Here is a 19,311-nt window from a genome sequence, read left to right on the forward strand (position 1 = left end):
CTCAGCCGGGCGGGCCCGCGCCGCGTGGCTCGGCCGAGGGCTCCGTACGGGGTGCGGAACCCTCCGACAGCGCGGCCGGGGCGGGTGGTGGGGCGCCGCGCCCGGCGGGGCGTATCGCGATGCCCGCGGAGGCGAGCAGCAGCACGCCGAGCATCACGAACGGGGCAGCCGTCCCCGCGACCCCGGCCAGCACGCCCGCGGAGGCCGGCGCGGCGACCTGGCCGAGGCGGTTGCCGGTCAGCCGCAGGGCCAGGGCGGTGGAGCGGGCCCCGTCCGGGGCGGCCTGGACGACGGTGGTCATGGACAGCGGCTGGCCGACGCCCAGGCAGAAGCCGAGCGCGGCCAGCAGGATCCCGAGCACCCAGGCGGGCACCGGCAGGGCGAGCGCCGCGCACAGCAGCCCGGCCGCCAGGCAGCTGACGGCCATCAGGACCGTACGGCCCATCAGCCGGATCATCGGGGTCATGACGAGCCGGCAGGCGACGGTGGCGGCGGCGCGCACGCTCAGCAGCAGGCCGATGACCGCGGGCGCGATGGACCGCTGTTCGCCGACGACGGGGAGGTAGGCGGTGAGGATGTCGGTCGCGGAGAGCACGGCGAGGCTGATGAAGATGCCGGAGGCCACGCCCCGGGTGCGCAGGATGCCGACCACCGGGACCCAGCCGGACGCCCCGCCCCCCTGTGACCGGTCCGGTGTCCCGGCCCGCGCGCCGTCCGCCGCCGGGGTGCGGTGCTCGATGCGCCACAGCGACGTGACCGCGAAGGCCGCGACGACGGCGGATACGAGGAGCGCGGAGGCGCTGGTCCTGGCCAGGGCGTCCGCGTGCTCGGACACGAGCTGGCCGGCGGCGATGGGGCCGATGAGCTGGCCGAGGGAGGCGCCGATGGTGAAGTGGCCGAAGTTGCGGTCCTGGTCCTCGGGAGCGCTCTGGCGGGCCACCAGGGACTGGGCGCCGATCACGAAGGACAGATGGCCCAGGCCCATCACCCCGCTCCAGACAGCCATCTCCAGCAGCGACCCGGCCCGGCCGCTGAGCGCGCAGCCGGCCGCGATCAGCGCGACCCCGATGGGCAGCAGCGGGGCGCAGCGCCCGTGGTCGGTGCGCCTCCCCAGCGGTACGGCGGCGAACAGCGGCAGCAGGGCGTAGACACCCGCGATCACGCCGACCGCCCGGGCGTCGGCGCCCAGCGCGAGAGCCCGGTAGGAGACGGCGGGCCGCGCCATGCTCACCGCCCCCTGCGCGAAGGCGAAAGCGATGACCAGGCGCAGCAGCCAGCCCCTACCGGGCTCTCGGGTACCCACGTGTCAGATGATGCCGAACAGCAGACCCGCGCCGAGCACCACCAGCGAGGTGAGCGCGGCCCACTTCACCACGAAGCGGGTGTGGTCGCCGAATTCGACCTTCGCCATGCCGACCAGGACGTAGACGGCGGGGACCAGCGGGCTGGACATGTGCAGGGCCTGTCCGACCAGGGAGGCGCGGGCGATCTCGACCGGCTCGACGCCGTGCGCGGCGCCGGCCTCGGCGAGGATCGGCACGATGCCGAAGTAGAAGCCGTCGTTGGACATGAAGTAGGTCAGCGGGATGGACAGGACGCCGGTGACCAGGCCCATGTGCGGGCCCATTCCGTTCGGGATCCCGTCGACCAGCCAGCGGGCCATGTGCTCGACCATGCCGGTGCCGGTGAGCACGCCGGTGAAGACGGCGGCGGCGAAGACCATGCCGGAGACGTTGACGACGTTCTCGGAGTGGGCGGCGATACGGGCCTTCTGGTCGGCGACGCGCGGGAAGTTGACGGTGAGCGCGATGGCGGCGCCGAGCAGGAACAGGACCGGGATCGGCAGGTCCTCGCGGATCATCATGGTCAGCAGCGCGATGGTGAGGGCCGCGTTGAACCAGTACAGCTTGGGGCGCAGGGTGGCCCGGTTGGGGTCGAGCCCCTGGTGCTCCTCGTCGCCGTCCTCGGCCGCCCCGGCCGTCCCGTGCGCCTGGGGCGCCTCGGCGTCGGTGCCGCCGCCCGCGCCGCCGGTGACCTTGGCCTTCTTGCCCTTCCCGCCCTTGGAGCCCGCGCCGGAACCGGCGCCGACCAGCACCGTCTCGGGGTCGGCGGTGACGTCCTCGAGGGTCAGGGTCCCCAGGCGCCTGCGCTCGCGCAGGCCGAGGCCGTAGGCGAGGGCGAAGACGAAGAGCAGGCCGACGGCGAGGGCCGGGATCATCGGAACGAAGATGTCGCTGGCGTCGAGCTTGAGCGCGGCGGCGGCGCGGGCGGTGGGGCCGCCCCAGGGGAGCGTGTTCATCACACCGTTGGCCATGGCGGCGACACCGGTCATGATCACCAGGCTCATCTTCAGCCGCCGGTACAGCGGCACCATGGCCGACACGGTGATCATGAAGGTGGTGGAGCCGTCGCCGTCGAGCGAGACGATCGCGGCGAGCACCGCGGTGCCGACGACCACCCGCATCGGGTCGGCCTTGCAGAACCGCAGGATGACCCGGACGATCGGGTCGAAGAGGCCGACGTCGATCATCACTCCGAAGTAGATGATGGCGAACATCAGCATGGCCGCGGTGGGCGCGAGGTCACCGACGCCCTTGAGGACGTAGTCCCCCAGATGCGCCCCCTTCCCGACGATGACGCAGAAGAGCGCCGGGATGAGCACCAGCGCGCCCATCGGGGTCATCTTCTTCATCATGATCAACACCAAGAAGGTGGCGATCATGACGAATCCGAGGATTGTCAGCATATTTGGCTACCTCACGTTCACCGTTGAACTCCCCCAGAACTGGCGGTCGAGGTGACGTTAGGTGCCGCAACTTTCCGTTAACAAGGTCTTGACGCGTGAGCAATAAGCGCAAAACCCCAGGTCAGCCCGTAGGGGTGAGCACCGTGAGCTGTACCGGGCAGCCGTTGAGCACCGCGGTGCCGGACAGCGGATCGAGGCGGGAGCCGTCGTTGAGCCGGTTGACGTTCACCCCGGCGTGCGCCGCCGCGACCGAGGTCCGGGTGCCGGGCCGGTCGTGCCCCCAGCCGTGCGGAAGGCTGACCACCCCGGTCCGTACCGCGTCCGTCACCTCCACCGGCGCCTCCAGCTCGCCGCCGTCCCCCTTGACCCGCACCAGGCCGCCGTCGGCCACGCCCAGCCGGGCCGCGTCCTCGGGGTGCAGCTGCAGGGTGCAGCGGTTGCTGCCGCCGACCAGCGCGGGGAGGTTGTGCATCCAGCTGTTGTTGGAGCGCAGATGGCGCCGGCCGACCAGCAGCAGCCCCTCGGTGCGGCCGCCCAGCGCCCGGCGCAGCCGCTCCACCTCGGCGGCCATCGGCTCCGGGCACAGCTCGACGGTGCCGCTGCGGGTCCTGAGCAGGCCGGGCAGCCGGGGGCGCAGCGGCCCCAGGTCGATGCCGTGGGGGTGGGCCAGCACCTTGGCCAGGGTCAGCCCGTCGGGGTCGGCGCCGAAGCCGTCGCCGTACGGGCCCAGCCGCAGCATCATGTCCAGCCGCCGCTCGTCGCCGCCGACCCCGGTGAGATGGGCGGCGAGCTCACCCCGGTCCCGTCCGTACACCGGCGACCCGGGGTCGGCCACGGCCTTGCCGAGGGCCGCGTCGATCGCCATGGCGTCCACGGCCGCCGGGTCGGCGCCGCCGTGCCCGCCCGCGCACAGCACAAGCCGCGCCAGGATCTCGGACTCGCTCAGCCGGTCCGCGTCCAGCGGGACGGCGGGGCGGCTGTAGCGGACCTGGTTGCGGACGGCGAAAGTGTTGAAGGCGAAGTCGAAGTGGGGGCTCTGGGCGGGCGGGGGCGGGGGCAGGACGACGTGCGCGTGGCGCGAGGTCTCGTTCAGATACGGGTCCACGCTCACCATGAAGTCGAGACCGGCCAGCGCCCGGTCCAGCCGGTCGCCGTCCGGCGCGGAGAGCACGGGGTTGCCCGCTATCACGATCAGCGCCCTGACCTGCCCCTCCCCCGGCGTCTCGATCTCCTCGGCCAGCGCGGCCGCGGGCAGCTCGCCCTTCGCCTCGGGGTAGCCGCTCACCCTGCTGCGCCAGCGGCCGAGCGCGAACCCCTTCCCGGGGCGCGGCGGGCGCGGCGCCCTGGCGGTGGCCGACAGCGGGAACATGGCCCCGCCGGGCCGGTCCAGGTTGCCGGTGAGGGCGTTCACCACATCGACCAGCCAGCTGGTGAGCGTGCCGAACTCGACGGTGGTCGAGCCGATCCGCCCGTAGACGACGGCGCGCGGCGCGGCGGCGAGCTCGCGGGCGAGCGTACGGATCTCCTCGGCGGGCACCTCGCAGGCCGCGGCCACCACCTCGGGCGTGAAGTCCGCGGCGAGCCGCCGCACCTCCGCCACGCCCGTCACCAGCTCGCCGACCCGCTCCGGTGCCACCAGGTCCTCGGCGAACAGCACCTGCACCACCGCGAACAGCAGCAGCGCGTCCGTGCCGGGCCGGACGGCCAGGTGCCGGTCGGCGGCCTCGGCCGTACGAGTGCGGCGCGGGTCGACCACGGTGAGCCGCCCGCCGCGCCGCCGCAGCGCCTTGAGCCGCCCGGGGAAGTCGGGGGCGGTGCACAGGCTGCCGTTCGAGTCCAGCGGGTTGGCGCCGATGATCAGCAGGTGGTCGGTGCGGTCCAGGTCGGGCACCGGGATGGCGTTGGCGTCGCCGAAGAGCAGACCGCTGGAGACGTGCTTGGGCATCTGGTCGAGGGTGCTGGCGGTGAAGACGTTCCGGGTGCCGAGCGCGCCGAGCAGCAGCGACGGATACAGCCCGCCGGCCATGGTGTGGACGTTCGGATTGCCCAGGAACACGGCCGCCGCCTGCGGCCCGTACCGCTCGAGCAGCGGCCGCAGCCCGGCCTCCACCGCGGCGAACGCCTCGTCCCAGCCCGCCGGCTCCAGCCGCCCGCCGCGCCGCACCAGCGGCCGGCGCAGCCGGTCGGGGTCCGCGTCCAGCTGGCCGAACGACGCGCCCTTGGGGCAGATGAAGCCCCGGCTGAAGACGTCGGCACCGTCCCCGCGCGCCCTGGTGACCCGGCCCTCCTCAATGGTCAGGGTCAGCCCGCAGGTGGCCTCGCACAACGGGCAGATGCGCAGAGCGGTACGGCTCATCGGTCCCTCCTGGGGACGGCGGCGGCAACGGTGACGCGACGGCTCCTCACCCTACCGATTGGTATGCATGTGGGGGAGGGCCGGGCCACGCGGCGGGGCCGGATATCGGACGCCGCCCCTCACGGCCTCGTCCGCGCACAGCGGCCTTGTACGCGCAAAGCGGCCTTGTAGGCGCACAGCGGCCTCGCGAGCGTTCAGTCGAGCACCCCCGCCAGATACGAGCGCAGCAGCTCCTTGGTCTCGGCCACGATCACCGGATCGCCCTCCGGATGGACGCGGAAGGCCAGCCGCAGCAGCGCGTCCGCCGTCTCGACGGCGAGCAGGAACGCCACCCGCACCCGCTCCCCCGCCTCGCCCGACTCCTCAAGTCCCAGCCGCTCGCCGAGCAGCTCGCGCAGCCGGTCCGCGACCAGGTGGTTGGGCTGCTCGGGCGGGGCGGTCACGGGCACCGGCATGCCGAACTCGACCAGCGCGAAGCCCGGCGCCCCGCGCTTCATCGCCAGGTACTCGTCGACCACCACATCCATGGCCTCCCGCCAGCCGCCGCCGCCCGCGCCGGACTTCGCCAGCCGCTCGGTGACGCGCGCGGCGTACTGGTCGAGATTGCGGTGGGCCAGGGCCTCGGCCATGGCCCGTTTGTTGGAGAAGAAGCGGTAGACGGAGCCGATGGGCACACCGGCGCGCTCGGCGACAGCACGGGTACTCAGGTCGTCGTAGCCGGTCTCGTCGAGGAGTTCGGCGCAGGCGTCGAGGATCCGGCCGAGGCGCTCGGCGCTGCGGCGCTGGACGGGGGCGCGGCGGAGGGGCGGTATGGGCACGCCACCATCCTGCCCGATCATTGACGCACCCGGTTTCGATTCCTATGGTCATACAGAGGAATCGCACGCCGAGTGACCAAGTGGCGGGAGCCGGACGATGAGCGGCGGTACGGACATCGAGCGGGCGCGCAAGACGGCCGAAGGGCTGGTCTACTCCCCCGGTTTCGGGAACGAGCACAGCAGCGAGGCCGTCGCCGGCGCGCTGCCCATCGGCCGCAACTCCCCGCAGCGCGCCCCGCTCGGGCTGTACGCGGAGCAGCTGAGCGGCACCGCCTTCACCGAGCCGCGCGCCCACAACCGCCGCTCCTGGCTGTACCGCATCCGACCGTCCGCCGCGCACCCGCCCTTCGTCCGCGTGGACAATGGCGCACTGCGCGGCGCGCCGTTCACGGAGTGCGCCCCGGACCCCAACCGGCTGCGCTGGGATCCGCTGCCCGAGCCCGCCCCCGGCACCGACTTCCTCGCCGGCCTGTGGACGCTCGGCGGCAACGGCGACGCCGAGCGCCGCTGCGGCATGGCGATCCACCTCTACGCCGCGAACGCGCCCATGGCCGGCCGGGTGTTCAGCGACGCCGACGGCGAGCTGCTGATCGTGCCCCAGGAGGGCGGGCTGCTGCTGCACACCGAGTTCGGCCGACTGTGCGCCGAGCCCGGGCAGGTGGCGCTGGTGCCGCGCGGCGTGCGCTTCCGGGTCGAGCCGCTCGACGCCGCGGTGCGCGGCTACGTGTGCGAGAACCACGGCCACCCCTTCACCCTCCCTGACCTCGGCCCGATCGGCGCCAACGGGCTGGCGGCCGCGCGCGACTTCCTGGCGCCGGTCGCGGCGTACGAGGACGACCCGGGGCCGGTGGAGGTGGTCAACAAGTTCTGCGGCAACCTCTGGTCCGCGACATACGACCACTCCCCGCTGGACGTCGTCGCCTGGCACGGCAACCACGTCCCGTACGTGTACGACCTGCGCCGCTTCAACGTGCTCGGCACCATCAGCTACGACCACCCGGACCCGTCGATCTTCACGGTCCTCACCTCGCCCTCGGACACCCCCGGCCTGGCGAACGTCGACTTCGTCGTCTTCGCGCCGCGCTGGCTGGTCGGCGAGGACACCTTCCGGCCGCCGTACTTCCACCGCAATGTGATGAGCGAGTACATGGGCCTGATCGAGGGCGCGTACGACGCCAAAACTGCCGGTAAGGGCGGTTTCGTGCCCGGCGGCGGCTCGCTGCACAACATGATGTCCGCGCACGGCCCCGACCGGGAGACCTTCGAGCAGGCGAGCAGCGCGGAGCTGACGCCCCGCAAGGTCGACGACGGGCTGGCCTTCATGTTCGAGACTCGCTGGCCCGTGACGGCCACCCGGCAGGCGCGGGAGGCGGACCACCTCCAGCAGGGGTACGACGATGTCTGGCAGGGCCTGGAGCGGCACTTCCGGTGACCACCTTCGCCCCCGACTCCCTCACCCTGAACCGCAAGCTGCCGCTGTGGTACCAGGTCTCGCAGTCGCTGCGCGCCTCCATACTCGGCCGCGGCCCCCACGAGCCGCTGCGGCTGCCCACGGAGGACCGCCTGGCCGCGCACTACGGGGTCAGCGTCCTGACGATGCGGCAGGCGCTCAAGGAGCTGGAGTCCGAAGGGCTCATCAGCCGCCACCGCCGCCGCGGCACCTTCATCGAGCCGAACGCGCGGCGCGGCGCGCCGGTGCGGCTGCTGGGCTCGGTGGACGCGATCGTGGCCCAGCAGTCCGGCGAGCGGACGACCGTGCTCGGCCACGGTCCCGTCCCCGTACCGGCGGAGCTGACCGAGCACTTCCCGGGCCTGCGCGAGGCCGTCTCCTACCGGCGGCTGCGGAGCGACGCGGCGGGCGGCGAGCCGACCAACTGGGCCGAGAACTTCGTCCGCCCGGAGGTCGCGACGCGCATCGACGTGGCCGACCTCGCGCGCTGGCCGATGACCAAGGTGCTGCGGGACGCGGTGGGCGTCCGCATCAGCCGCATCACGGACACCGTCGAGGCCCGGCTGGCCGACCCGGAGACGGCCCGGCTGCTGCGGGTCCCGCTGCTCAGCCCGATCCTGCACTACACGGGCGTGACCTACGACGATGCGGGCCGCGCGGTCGACGTGGCCCGCATCCGCTACCGGGGGGACCGCTTCTCGTTCACGGTCACGGTCGAGGCGCGGTGAGCGCCACCGGCCGAGCGACCGGGCGGATGGCCCGGTGGCCGGATACGGAACATGTGGATCTACTGGTCGTCGCGCGGCTGCTGGTGGCCCGCTCGGCTCGCGGTTTCTCGTTTCCGCTGATAGTGGGTCCGGCCTTTGACCACGTTTCCGCAGGTGGCCATGGTGCACCAGCGGCGGCGGCCGCCTCGCGAGCTGTCGATGAACACCCAGCCGCATCGCGGGCCGGGGCAGACACGGGTGCGTTCCAGCGGCAGTGACCGAAGCAGGTCGAAGGCCTGCAGGGCGAGTTCGTGGTTGATGTGCTCGAGCCCCGATGTCCCGACGCCGACCTGGAGCTGCGGCGTGCTCCCGCGGACGGTGAGACGCGCACTGGCGACCGCGTCCTTCCAGCGGTTCTCGATCCGGCCGACCGCCCCGGCACTGGCTGGAGCGTCTTGGCGGATGAGTGCCGTGGTGAGGTCGTACACGGCCTCGCGCAGCTCGCGGGTGCGGTCGAGGGCCGAAGCGGCCCTGCCGGGCTCGGTCTCGGCCAGCCGCCGCAAGGCCGTGAGCGCACCGGGCTCGAAGTGACCGGTGAGGGCGGCCCACTCCAGCAGGCGCGGATAGCCGTCGAGCCAGTCGATCGGCTCCGCGTCACGGGCCGTGACCGTGTTCAACAGATCGATGACGATGTGCCCGCCGACCAGATCACGGGGCCTGAAGGTGTGCGCCTGGATGGTTCCCGTCACGCATGACCGCCTTCCCTGGGCTTGCCCGGCCCATTCCAACCAGTGTACTGATGTTAACCGGTTGGAATACCTACCGGTCCGGTTGGAATACCTTCCGGTTGAAAGGAGACGGCCATGGTTGCCGCCGTTGAGCTCATCGCGGCCCCCTGGAATCTCGGGCTGCGACCGCCCGCGCCGGGGTGCGAGCCCGGAACGTGGCGGGCCCCGCGGGCGCTGCTGTCGGCGGGGCTTGAAGCGCGGCTGCGGCCGTCCCGGGTGGTGGAGCTCGACCGTCCGCCGTACGCGTTCGACGCGCAGCCGGCGACCCGTGTCCGCAACGGGGTGACCATCCGCGAGCACGCGCTGCGGCTCGGTGATGCGGTCCAGGCCGCGCTCGCCGCCTCACGGTTCGCGGTCGTACTTGGCGGGGACTGCAGCATCCTGTTGGGGTGTCTGCTGGGGGCCCGGCGCGAGGGACCATGCGGCCTGATCCACCTCGACGGGCACAGCGACTTCCGGCACCCCGGCAACTACGACGCCGGTCCGTCCCTCGGCGCGGCGGCCGGGATGGATCTGGCCCTGGCCACCGGCCGTGGTGAACTGCTGCTCACCCACTGGCCGGTGGTGGGCCGCCCCCTGGTCGTCGACGAGGACGTGGTCCAGATCGGTGACCGGGAGGACGAGGGGATACCCCCGGTCACCCGGTTCACGGCCCAGGAGATCCGGCGGACCGGCATCGCCGATCTGGGCGAGCGCGTCATCAGCCGCCTGGAGCGGCGTGGGCTGGACCGCGTCTGGCTGCATGTCGACCTCGATGTACTCGACGAACGCGTCCTGCCCGCGGTGGACTCGCCGGGCCGTCCCGGCCTGGACTTCTCCGAGCTCGCCGAACTCATCTCGACCCTGGTCGGCACCGGCCGGGTGGTGGGGCTGGACGCCACCGTCTACGACCCGGAGCTCGACCCGGACGGCGCGTACGCCGCCTCCATCGCCGACTGTCTCGCCTCCGCCCTGGCCCCGTTCGCGACCGTGGAGAGGCAACGATGAGGACACTGCTCGCCGACGGCCCCAGCATCCTGTACGCGACCGAGATGGAGCAGTTCGGACGCCTGGCCGGACACTGGGCGACCCGGATCACCCACTACCCCGCCGACGGCTCACCGCCCCGCCGGGTCAGCGGTGAATGGGAGTTCGGCTACGCCCTGGAGGGCAGAGCGGTCCTGGACGTCTGGCAATGGCCCGCGCGCGAGGACCTCCCTTCCGCGGGCCGCTCGCGCGACCAGGAGTGCGGCCTGTGCGTGCGTATCTGGGATCCGCGCCTGCAACTGTGGCGGTTCACCTTCCACGGCACCGCCCGCGGCGACCTGGTGCAGATGTACGCCCGCCTGATCGACGACGAGATCGTCATGGAACGCGCCGCGGGCAGGGACCTCGTCCGCTGGACCTTCGCCGACATCACCGCTGACGCCTTCCACTGGCGAAACGAACGATCGACCGACGGCGGACAGGCCTGGCGGCTCGACCAAGAGGTCACCGCACGCCGCCTGCGGTGAGCGGGCCCCGGCGCAGCGGTCAGCCCCTCTGCCGGCAAGGTCACCACACGTCGACGGGGCGGAACCCTGAACGCCTCGCGCGTCGCGGGGCGAGCCCACCGCGGCCCGAGGCGCGCGCGGCCCCACTGCGCGCCGGGGGCGCTTGCCGCGCGGGGCGGGGCGGCGGGGCCGTGGATACGATGCGGGGTGGGAGTGGGAGAACGTGCCGGGGGAAGGGCTGCGGTGTGACGGCGACACAGGCCACCGAGGCCGACCGGGCCGTATGGGCCGACGCACCGCTGCTGGCGGACCTGATGCCCTGGTCCGTGGGGCCGCTGCGGCTCGGGCGGGCGTGGGTGATGGGTCCGGATCCTGCGGTGCTCAGGGCGCGCTGGGAGCGGCTGGTCGAGGCGGGTGACGAGGCGGGGCGGGCGGCGCTGTTCCGGCCGACCCGCTCCCGTACGCTGCACAGCGCCGTGCCCCAGCTGCCCGGACAGCGGACCTCCACCGCCCCGCTGGCGGGCGAGCGCGGGGCCTGCCCCGAGCCGGTGCGGGTCGCCCACGGGCCGTACGACCAGCAGTGGCTGATCCCCGACCACCGGCTGATCGACGCCGCCAGGCCCGAGCTGTGGCGGGTGGCCGACGAGCGGCAGATCCACGCCGTCGAGGGGGCCGGTCCCGACCCGGGCCCGACGCTGACGTTCTCGGCGCTGCTCCCGGACGGCTACTCCCCCGCCGGCCGGCCCGGGCGGATCCGGCCCCTCTACCGCCGTCCCGGCGGCCGCGAGCCCAATGTGGCGCCGGGGCTGCTCGACCATCTCGCGGCCGAGCTGGCCCGGCCGGTGGCCGCCGAGGACTTCCTGGCCTGGGTCGCCGCGGTGGCCGGTCACCGCCCGGAGGGCTGCGCGGTGCCGCTGACCGCCGATCGCGAAACCTGGGAGGCGGGGGTGGAACTGGGCCGCCGGGCGCTGTGGCTGCATACGCGCGGAGCGCACAGCGGCGAACGCCCGCGCATGCCGGGCGGCCAGCGCCCCTACGTACGCGCCGCGCTCCCCACGCGCGGGCTGCCCGAGACCTTGGCGTACGACCCGGACGAGGCGGCCCTGCACCTCGGCGCGGGGCGGATCTCACCGGTGCCGCGCGGCGCGTGGGAGTTCCACGCGGGCGGGGTGCGGGTCCTGGAGACCTGGTTCGAGCGCCGTACGGCCCGCGGCGAGCCCGGCACGCTGGAGGCCGTCGTCCCGGCGGCCTGGCCGCGCGAGTGGACGTCCGAGTTGCTGGAGCTGATCACCGTGCTGGCGCTGCTCGCCGAGGAGCGCCCGGCGCGGCGGGCGCTGGCCGAACGGCTGGCGGCCGGGCCGCGCATGGGCCCGGCGGAGCTGGGCGAGGCGGGTGTGCTGCCGGTGCCCGGCGCGGCCCGCCGCCCGGCGTCGGTGCTGGATCACCACGAGGAGGGCCCGGGCGGGCAGTTCGCGCTCCTTTTTTAGGACTCGGTTCGCCTCCGGGGCGCTACAGCCCCTTCGGCTCACTCGCCGGGGGTGGCGCTCAAAGCCGACGCACACGCCTCCGGGGCGAGGACATGTGCGGACATGTACGGGTTCCACGCGCGTCGCGGTCCGCATCCCGGGAGAACGACCGTGGCACGGGCTCACCGGCTGGAGCGGGGCCGGAATCTCCGTGCCCGGGATGCGGACGGCGACATGGGTATCGCGGACGGCAGGCGACCGCGGCGGGCCTTGGGGACAGACCAACCGGGCCAACCGGACTCACCAGGCAGACCGGAACGAACCAGACGGGCCGGGCGCGCCCCAAGGCTCAGTGGCGGCTGCCGAACAGCGAACGGCGCAGCCGCCGCAGCGGCGCGAACAGCGAGACCCTGGCGCCCCTGTTGCGCTCGGTGCGCGCGTGGTCCCGCGCGGTCAGCTCCTGCATCAGCACCGTGGCGCCCTCGGCCTCCCGCTGCGGCACGGCAGGGCCGCCCAGCACCGCGAGATGGCGGTCGAGGCGGGCGCTGGACGCACCGCTCCCGCAGTTGATGGCAGGCACTCGCGGCCTGCTGCGTACTGTTATCTGCTCCATGTCACTCCCCACCCGTCGAGGGCACCCGCCCCGGGCAGAGTAACCCTACCTCGGCGAGCCGTCACCCACGCACCCCAGGTCGCTGATTCACCACCGCGTCAAGGGTGTTGACGCGTCCATCGCGAATCATGGATCACCAAGGGCGAGTTGCACGAGTGGATTCGTGGTGGGTCGGGTGGATCCGCCGTCCGGTTCCAAGGTCACCGCCAGGCGCTCGGTGTGCGCGCCGAAGCCGCCCGTGACCACAGACGTCCCTTCCCCGCCGCCCTTCAGGAGACCGGCCGAGCGGGGCGTGGCGGCCCCTCCCGGCGGGGCGTCGATCATCCAGAGCTGGTACGTGCGCCCGCCGGGCGGTGCCGGCAGCCCAAAGACGGTGACCACGGCCGCGCCGAGCCTGCGCGAGGTGACGGCGTTGATGCCGCGGCCCTGGGCGTCGCGCCCGCTGACGCCATGGGCGTCCGGCGCCGACAGCACCTGTTCGACGGCGCGCGTCGCGCCGCGCTCCTGGTCGAGCTGGTCGCGGGTGCGGACCAGTTCGACGCCGAGCACGGCGGCAGCGATCACGGACAGGGCGGCAACGGCCCCGGCGAGCCGCAGGCCGAACACGAGGCGCCGCGGACGGCCCCCGCCGCGCGCCCGCCGCCCGCCGGGCCCCGAGCGGCCCGCGTGGGCGGCGCGCGCGGGCGGCGCGGCGTATCCGCCGTCCGCAGCCGAGGGCGCCTCCTGCGGGGTGGCACGGGCGGCCGCCAGCACCCGCTGCCGCATCCGCGGCGGTGCCGGGGTGGCCACCGCGCGCGCCAGCCGCACCGCGCCCTGCGCCAGATCGCGCACTTCCTGGGCGCATCCCGGGCAGCGGGCCAGATGCCGCTCGTACCGCCGGCGCTCCTTGGGCTCCAGCGCGTCGAGGGCGTACGCGCCCGCCAGGCCGTGCGCCTTGCGCCCCCTTCCGCCCCGGTACGCCGGATTCTCGTCGGTTCTCCGGTCGGTGGGCCGGTCGTAGGTCATACAGCCGCCCCCAAGCAGTCGCGCAGCCGCGTCAGCCCGTCCCGCATCCGGGTCTTGACCGTCCCCAACGGTACGGCCAGCCGATGCGCCACCTCCCGGTAGGAGTACCCCTCGTAGTACGCGAGGGTGACCGACTGCCGCTGCAACTCGGTGAGCCGCGCCAGACAGCCGCGCACCCATTCGCGCTCAAGACGCCCCTCGACCGCCTCCGCCACCTGGTCGAAGGCCGGGCCCTCCGCCTGCCCGCCGACCCGCGCCTCGCGGTCGGCCGCCGAGCGGGCCGACCGCACCCGGTCCACGGCGCGGCGGTGGGCGAGGGTGAGGATCCAGGCGAGCGCGGAGCCGCGGCGCGGGTCGAAGCGCGCGGCGGTGCGCCAGACCTCCAACAGCGCCTCCTGCGCGACCTCCTCGGACTGCGCGGGGTCCCGCAGCACGCGCCGCACCAGCCCGTACACGGGCCCCGAGACCATGCCGTACAGATCCTCGAACGCACGGTCGTCGCCGCCGGCGACCAGCGGCAGCAGGTCGTCCGGGCCACGCCCGCGCTCCCCGGCCCGCCCCTGTCCGCCCACCCACCCGCGGACCGGACCCCGCTCTCCCGTCTGCTCCACGCTCACGCGGCAAACCCCGCTTCCTGCCATCCGTCTCAGCTGCCCCGTCTTCGGTTGCTTCGCGACGCCCGCCAAAAAAATCCACCGACCCACCAATCCGGTCGGCCGACCGCTCCGAATAGCCGGCATCAGCCTGTCCACCACACGTACGAAGGACCGACCCAGATGACCTCAATCACCAAGAGGAGTGTGGCCGCGCTCGTGTGCGGAGCGCTGGCCGCGGGAGGGCTCGCGGTGGCCGGTGTGGCCGCGCTCGGGCCCGGGGAGGCGGAGGCCTCCAGCCACCGGGAGGCGCCGCTGATCTCGGGCCAGCCGGAGTACGACACCACCGACGTCTACGCGTTCGTGAGCCCCGACAAGGCGGACACGACGACGCTGGTCGCGAACTTCCTGCCGTTCCAGGACCCGGCGGGCGGACCGAACTTCTACAAGTTCGCCGAGGACGCCCAGTACGACCTGCGCATCGACAACGACGGCGACGCCCGGGAAGACCTGATCTACCGCTGGACCTTCAAGGACCACGTCCGCAACGAGGACACGTTCCTCTACAACACCGGCCCGGTCACCTCGCTCGACGACCACGACCTGAACTTCTTCCAGACGTACGACATCGAGCTCATCAAGATGCGTCACGGAAAGGCCGTCGACCGCACGAAGGTCGCCGACGATCTGGTCGTGGCCCCCTCGAACGTGGGCAAGGCGTCCATGCCGGACTACTCGGCCCTGCGCGACCAGGCGGTGCGCAAGGTGTACGGCGGCGCCACGGCCTTCGCCGGCCAGGCCGACGACCCGTTCTTCGCCGATCTGCGGGTCTTCGACCTGCTCTACGGCGGCGACCTGTCCGAGGTCGGCAACGACACGCTCAAGGGCTACAACGTGCAGTCCCTGGCCCTCCAGGTGCCCACCGACCAGGTGCGCGAGTCCCATGAGCAGCCGGTGATCGGCGTGTGGTCCACCACCCAGCGCGCGGACGCCTACGGCGACTACACCCAGGTCTCGCGGCTCGGCATGCCGCTCGTCAACGAGGTTGTCAATCCCCGTAAGGACAAGGACAAGTTCAACGCCTCGGAGCCCAAGGACGACGCGCAGTTCCTGGACAACGTGGACGACCCCGAGCTGCCCAAGCTGATCGAGCAGATCTTCAAGATCAAGGCACAGGACGCCCCGCGCAAGGACCTCGAGCAGGTCTTCCTGACCGGGGTGGCCGACCTCAACCAGGTCAAGGGGGTCAAGGCCTCCGAGATGCTGCGCCTGAACACCTCGATCAAACCGACCGACAAGCCCAAGCGCCTCGGCGTCCTGGACGGCGACCAGGCCGGCTTCCCCAACGGCCGCCGGCTGACCGACGACGTCCTGGACATCGCCCTGCAGGTCGTCGAGGGCGAACTGCTCGGCGAGAAGAACGACCTGGGCGACGCGGTGGACTCCAACACCGATCAGAAGTTCGGCGGCTACTTCCCGTACATCGGGCTGCCCAACTCCGGCTCGGACGTCAAGAGCTCCACCAAGAGCGCGACGACCGCGGCCGACGGCCGCACCCTGCTGAACGGCGGCTCCGGCATCGTCACCACCTCCACCGAGGACGACAACACCCTGCTGGCCACCTCCGCCGCGGCGGGCGGCGCGGCGGTGCTGCTGCTGGCCGTCGGCCTGACCTGGCACCGGCGCCGCCGGCGGCTGGTGCGGGTGCACACGCGCAGGCACTGACCGGGCGTGCGACGGGGGTCGGTCCCGGGCACCGGCCGGTGGGCGCGTTCGAGAAGAACGCGAGCAGAACGCGGGAAAAGCCGCAAGGACGCGCCCACCGGCCCGGACCGGCGAGCACAGGCCCGCTTCCGTACGTACATCCCGGTAGCAGCAGCGCCAACGGCCCCACCCCGAACCCCCATCGTCCGAAAGGCAGCCGCAATGCCCGTCCCCGTCCGGCATCTCGTCCGCACCGCCGCCGTCGTCGTCACGCTCGCGACGGGGCTCACGGCCGCCGCGTTCGCCGTCGGCGGGTCCGACGACCGCCCGTCCGGCACACGGACCAGCGCCGTGCTGCCCGCCGGCCGGGCGGCGCTCGACCGGGTCGGCTCCCAGGACCTGGGAAAGAGCATCAGCGCGCTCCAGGACCGGCTGCGCGCCAAGCCCAAGGACGCGGCCGGCTGGGCCACGCTCGGCGCGGCCTACGTCGAGCAGGCCCGCACCACCGGGGACCCCACCCGCTACCCCCAGGCGCAGAAGGCCCTCGCCCGCTCCCTGTCCGCCCAGCCGCGCGACAACGACCCGGCCCTCGCCGGGCGCGCCGCGCTCGCCGCCGCGCGCCACGACTTCCCCGGCGCGCTGCGGGACGCCGACCGGGCGCTGAAGGTCAACGCGTACAGCGAGCGGGCGCTCGCCGTCCGGGTGGACGCGCTCGTCGAACTCGGCCGGTACGACGAGGCGTACGCCGCCGCCAGGCGCGCCGACTCGCTGCGCCCCGGCATCCCCGTCTTCACCCGTCTCGCCTACGTCCTGGAGCTGCGCGGCGACCCGGTCGGCGCCCGCCGGGTGCTGCTGCGCGCGCGGAAGTCGGCGACCGCGCCCGGGGACGTGGCGTACGTGGCCACGGCGCTCGGGCAGCTGGCCTGGAGCCAGGGCCAGTTCCCCCGGGCGCGCGGCCACTTCGCCGACGCGCTGCGCGCCGAGCCCGGCTACCTGCCCGCCCTGGAGGGCCGCGGCCGCACCCGCGCCGCCGTCGGCGACCTCGACGCGGCGGCCCGCGACCTGGAGGAGGTCGTACGGCGCTACCCGCTGCCCGCCGAGCTCGCGGCCCTCGGCGAGGTGTACGAGGCGCGCGGTGACCGGTCGCGGGCCCGGGAGCAGTACTCCGTGGCCGCCACCTGGATCGACCTGGCGCGGGCCAACGGGGTGGCGACCGACCTCGACAGCGTGCTGATCGCCGCCGACCACGGCGACCGCGCCGAGGCGCTGCGGGCGGCCCGCGCCGAATGGGGCCGCCGGCACAGCGTGCACACCGCCGACGCGCTGGCCTGGGCGCTGCACCGGGCCGGCCGCGACCGCGAGGCCCTGGCCTACGCCAAGTCCGCCGCGGCGCCCGGGTACCGCAACGCGTCGTTCCTCTACCACCGGGGAGTCATCGAGAAGTCCCTCGGCGACACCGCCTCCGCCCGCCGCCACCTCACCGCGGCCCTCGACCTCAACCCGGCCTTCTCCCCCACGGGCGCCCGCGCGGCGAAGGCGGCGCTGAAGGAGCTGGGTGGCGCGCGATGATGACCGACCGTCCGGTGCTCCCCCGGCCGTCAGGCGCCCAGGGGCGCGAGCCAGCCCTTACGCGACGGAACCACAGACCGCCCCGAGCCGGACAGGGGCCAAAGGCCCGCCCGCACCCGCACCCCCATCCCCACCCCCACCCCCACCCCCACCCGCACCGACCGCACCGCAGGAGGTACCCGTCCATGAACCGGCTGATCCGGCGCGCCCGCCGCATCGGCGCCGCCGCGTCCGTGCTCTTGGGGGCGGCCGCCATCGTGGTGTTGCCCGCCGGGGCCGCCGAGGCGCATCCGCTCGGGAACTTCACCGTCAACCGCTATGACGGGCTGGTCGTCGCGCCGGGCGAGCTGCGGGTCGACCATGTGGAGGACCTCGCCGAGATCCCGGCCGCGCAGGCGAAGCCGCGGATCGACCGGGACGGCGACGACGAGCTCTCCCGCTCCGAGCTGGCCGCCTGGGCCGGCCGGCGCTGTACGAGCGCGGCGCGGGACGCGCGGCTGACGGTGCGGGGGCGGTCGGTGTCCGTACGGAGCGAGGGCGCGCAGGCGCGCTCGCGGGCGGGGCAGGCCGGTCTTCCGACGCTGCGCGTCGAGTGCCGGCTGACCGCCGCGCTGCCGCGCGACGGGCGCGCCCCGCTCGCGTACCGTCCGGCGGACATCGGCACGGGGCCCGGCTGGCGTGAGATGACGGCGCGGGGAGACCGTATGACGCTCGCGTCCTCCGACGTGCCCGCGTCCTCCGCCTCCCGGCGGCTGACCCGCTATCCGCAGGACCAGCTCTCCTCCCCGCCCGACGAGCGGGCCGCCGCGCTGCGCACCGCGCCGGGCGGGCCCGCGCTCGCCGAGTCACCGGACGAGCAGAGCGAGCCGCCCGGCAGCTCCGTGTTGCCGCGTGGCGTGGACCGCTGGACGCAGGCGCTCACCAATCTGGTGGCGCGGCACGACATCACGCCCTTCTTCGCCGTGACCGCGTTCGCCACCGCCATGCTGCTCGGCGCGATGCACGCGCTCGCGCCCGGACACGGCAAGACGCTGATGGCGGCGGCCGCGGCGGCGGGCGGGCGCAGCGCGCTGCGCGATGTGCTGGCGCTGGGCGCGTCGGTGACGGTCACGCACACTCTCGGGGTGTTCGCGCTGGGCCTGTTGGTCACGGCGGGATCGGCGGCGGCGCCGTCGGTGATCGCGTGGCTGGGGATCGCGAGCGGGGTGCTCGTGGCGCTGGCAGGGGCCAGTCTGCTGCGCAAGGCGCTGCGGCGGCGCGGTCCCGTACCGCCTCACCACCACCATCACGAGGAGCACGCTCACGACCACGGCCCCGAACACAGCCACGCGCATGAACACGGGAGCGACCACGGCCCCGAACACAGCCACGCGCATGAACACGCGCGCGACCACAGCCACACGCACAAACATGAGCACGACCACGACCACGACCACGTCCACGCCCACGAGGACGCACACGTCCACTCCCACGGCGGATTCACCCATTCCCACCCTCTCCCCTCCGGCCGCCTCACCCTGCGCGGCACCCTCCTCCTCGGCTTCGCCGGCGGGCTGGTGCCCAGCCCGTCCGCCGTGGTCGTCCTCGTGGGGGCGGCCGCGCTCGGGCAGGCGTGGTTCGGGTTCCTGCTGGTGCTGGCGTACGGGGCGGGGCTCGCGCTCACGCTCACGCTGGCCGGGATCGCGGTGGTGCGCCTGGGGCGGCGGGCCACGGAGCGGCTGGCCGCCCGGGCGGGCGGCGGGGGCCGCGGCCAGCGGGTGCTGCGCCTGATGCACCGCGCCTCGCCCGTGGGCACCGCGGCGGTGGTGCTGGCGCTGGGCTGCGGGCTGGTGCTCAGGGGGGCGGCGACCACGCTGGGCTGACGCCGTGTCGACAGCCGCGCGCGGCGAGCAGGGCGTGCGGCGGCACATGAGGAGGCCCCGGACGGACCTTGGGTTCAAGGGGTCGTCGCAACACCACTTGGTTTCAGGTGGTGAGTAGATCACGTAGACGCTCGGCTGGGGTATCCCAGCCGAGCGTCTTGC

The 19,311-nt window shown here is 73.8% G+C and carries 16 protein-coding genes; 8 read left to right on the forward strand and 8 right to left on the reverse strand.

Features of this window, described 5'->3' with window-relative positions; genetic code table 11:
* Position 1: 1 nt before the first annotated feature.
* From ACFZDL_RS25205 to ACFZDL_RS25220, 4 genes are all read right to left on the reverse strand, one after another.
* Positions 2 to 1,303: an MFS transporter gene (locus ACFZDL_RS25205; RefSeq protein WP_353597119.1), complete on the reverse strand. Its 1,302-nt coding sequence runs from the start codon at positions 1,301 to 1,303 to the stop codon at positions 2 to 4.
* Positions 1,304 to 1,306: 3 nt separating this feature from the next.
* On the reverse strand, positions 1,307 to 2,746 hold the full coding sequence (locus ACFZDL_RS25210; protein ID WP_353597118.1) for a citrate:proton symporter: 1,440 nt from the start codon (positions 2,744 to 2,746) through the stop codon (positions 1,307 to 1,309).
* Between the two features lie 121 nt (positions 2,747 to 2,867).
* Positions 2,868 to 5,102: a molybdopterin oxidoreductase family protein gene (locus tag ACFZDL_RS25215; RefSeq protein WP_353597117.1), complete on the reverse strand. Its 2,235-nt coding sequence runs from the start codon at positions 5,100 to 5,102 to the stop codon at positions 2,868 to 2,870.
* A 194-nt stretch (positions 5,103 to 5,296) separates the two neighbouring features.
* Positions 5,297 to 5,941, reverse strand: coding sequence for a TetR/AcrR family transcriptional regulator (locus ACFZDL_RS25220; RefSeq protein ID WP_353597116.1), 645 nt, complete (start codon positions 5,939 to 5,941; stop codon positions 5,297 to 5,299).
* A 76-nt stretch (positions 5,942 to 6,017) separates the two neighbouring features.
* On the opposite strand from ACFZDL_RS25220, the gene hmgA reads away from it, so the two are divergent.
* Together hmgA and ACFZDL_RS25230 are read left to right on the forward strand one after the other, a co-directional pair.
* Positions 6,018 to 7,352, forward strand: coding sequence for a homogentisate 1,2-dioxygenase (gene hmgA / locus ACFZDL_RS25225; RefSeq protein ID WP_353597115.1), 1,335 nt, complete (start codon positions 6,018 to 6,020; stop codon positions 7,350 to 7,352).
* Positions 7,349 to 8,098, forward strand: a complete 750-nt coding sequence (locus ACFZDL_RS25230; RefSeq protein WP_353597114.1) for a GntR family transcriptional regulator — start codon at positions 7,349 to 7,351, stop codon at positions 8,096 to 8,098. Before hmgA ends, ACFZDL_RS25230 begins: the two co-directional genes overlap by 4 nt.
* 59 nt (positions 8,099 to 8,157) lie before the next feature.
* On the opposite strand, the gene ACFZDL_RS25235 is transcribed toward ACFZDL_RS25230, so the two are convergent.
* A complete protein-coding gene (locus ACFZDL_RS25235) occupies positions 8,158 to 8,826 on the reverse strand; it encodes a CGNR zinc finger domain-containing protein (protein ID WP_353597113.1) in 669 nt (222 codons plus the stop codon).
* 114 nt (positions 8,827 to 8,940) lie between these two features.
* On the opposite strand from ACFZDL_RS25235, the gene ACFZDL_RS25240 reads away from it, so the two are divergent.
* The 3 genes from ACFZDL_RS25240 to ACFZDL_RS25250 all read left to right on the forward strand — a co-directional run bounded on the left by ACFZDL_RS25240 (position 8,941) and on the right by ACFZDL_RS25250 (position 11,824).
* Positions 8,941 to 9,852: an arginase family protein gene (locus tag ACFZDL_RS25240; RefSeq protein WP_353597112.1), complete on the forward strand. Its 912-nt coding sequence runs from the start codon at positions 8,941 to 8,943 to the stop codon at positions 9,850 to 9,852.
* Positions 9,849 to 10,358, forward strand: coding sequence for a hypothetical protein (locus tag ACFZDL_RS25245; RefSeq protein WP_353597111.1), 510 nt, complete (start codon positions 9,849 to 9,851; stop codon positions 10,356 to 10,358). The genes ACFZDL_RS25240 and ACFZDL_RS25245 overlap by 4 nt, the downstream gene beginning before the upstream one ends.
* Before the next feature lie 224 nt (positions 10,359 to 10,582).
* On the forward strand, positions 10,583 to 11,824 hold the full coding sequence (locus ACFZDL_RS25250) for a type ISP restriction/modification enzyme (protein WP_391192364.1): 1,242 nt from the start codon (positions 10,583 to 10,585) through the stop codon (positions 11,822 to 11,824).
* Positions 11,825 to 12,152: 328 nt separating this feature from the next.
* Here the strand turns inward: ACFZDL_RS25250 and ACFZDL_RS25255 are convergent, their stop codons facing one another.
* The 3 genes from ACFZDL_RS25255 to ACFZDL_RS25265 all read right to left on the reverse strand — a co-directional run bounded on the left by ACFZDL_RS25255 (position 12,153) and on the right by ACFZDL_RS25265 (position 13,993).
* Positions 12,153 to 12,416, reverse strand: a complete 264-nt coding sequence (locus tag ACFZDL_RS25255; RefSeq protein WP_353597110.1) for a hypothetical protein — start codon at positions 12,414 to 12,416, stop codon at positions 12,153 to 12,155.
* Between the two features lie 126 nt (positions 12,417 to 12,542).
* Entirely contained in the window at positions 12,543 to 13,421 is an 879-nt protein-coding gene (locus ACFZDL_RS25260; protein ID WP_353597109.1) for an anti-sigma factor, read from the reverse strand.
* Positions 13,418 to 13,993: a sigma-70 family RNA polymerase sigma factor gene (locus ACFZDL_RS25265; protein ID WP_353597127.1), complete on the reverse strand. Its 576-nt coding sequence runs from the start codon at positions 13,991 to 13,993 to the stop codon at positions 13,418 to 13,420. Before ACFZDL_RS25265 ends, ACFZDL_RS25260 begins: the two co-directional genes overlap by 4 nt.
* A 204-nt stretch (positions 13,994 to 14,197) precedes the next feature.
* On the opposite strand from ACFZDL_RS25265, the gene ACFZDL_RS25270 reads away from it, so the two are divergent.
* The 3 genes from ACFZDL_RS25270 to ACFZDL_RS25280 all read left to right on the forward strand — a co-directional run bounded on the left by ACFZDL_RS25270 (position 14,198) and on the right by ACFZDL_RS25280 (position 19,149).
* Entirely contained in the window at positions 14,198 to 15,739 is a 1,542-nt protein-coding gene (locus ACFZDL_RS25270) for a DUF4331 domain-containing protein (protein WP_353597108.1), read from the forward strand.
* Between the two features lie 201 nt (positions 15,740 to 15,940).
* On the forward strand, positions 15,941 to 17,287 hold the full coding sequence (locus tag ACFZDL_RS25275) for a hypothetical protein (RefSeq protein ID WP_353597107.1): 1,347 nt from the start codon (positions 15,941 to 15,943) through the stop codon (positions 17,285 to 17,287).
* 185 nt (positions 17,288 to 17,472) lie between these two features.
* Positions 17,473 to 19,149, forward strand: coding sequence for a nickel transporter (locus ACFZDL_RS25280; RefSeq protein ID WP_353597106.1), 1,677 nt, complete (start codon positions 17,473 to 17,475; stop codon positions 19,147 to 19,149).
* Positions 19,150 to 19,311: the final 162 nt, after the last annotated feature.

The sequence above is a fragment of the Streptomyces sp. NPDC007917 genome (assembly GCF_042959105.1).
Lineage (GTDB): Bacteria > Actinomycetota > Actinomycetes > Streptomycetales > Streptomycetaceae > Streptomyces.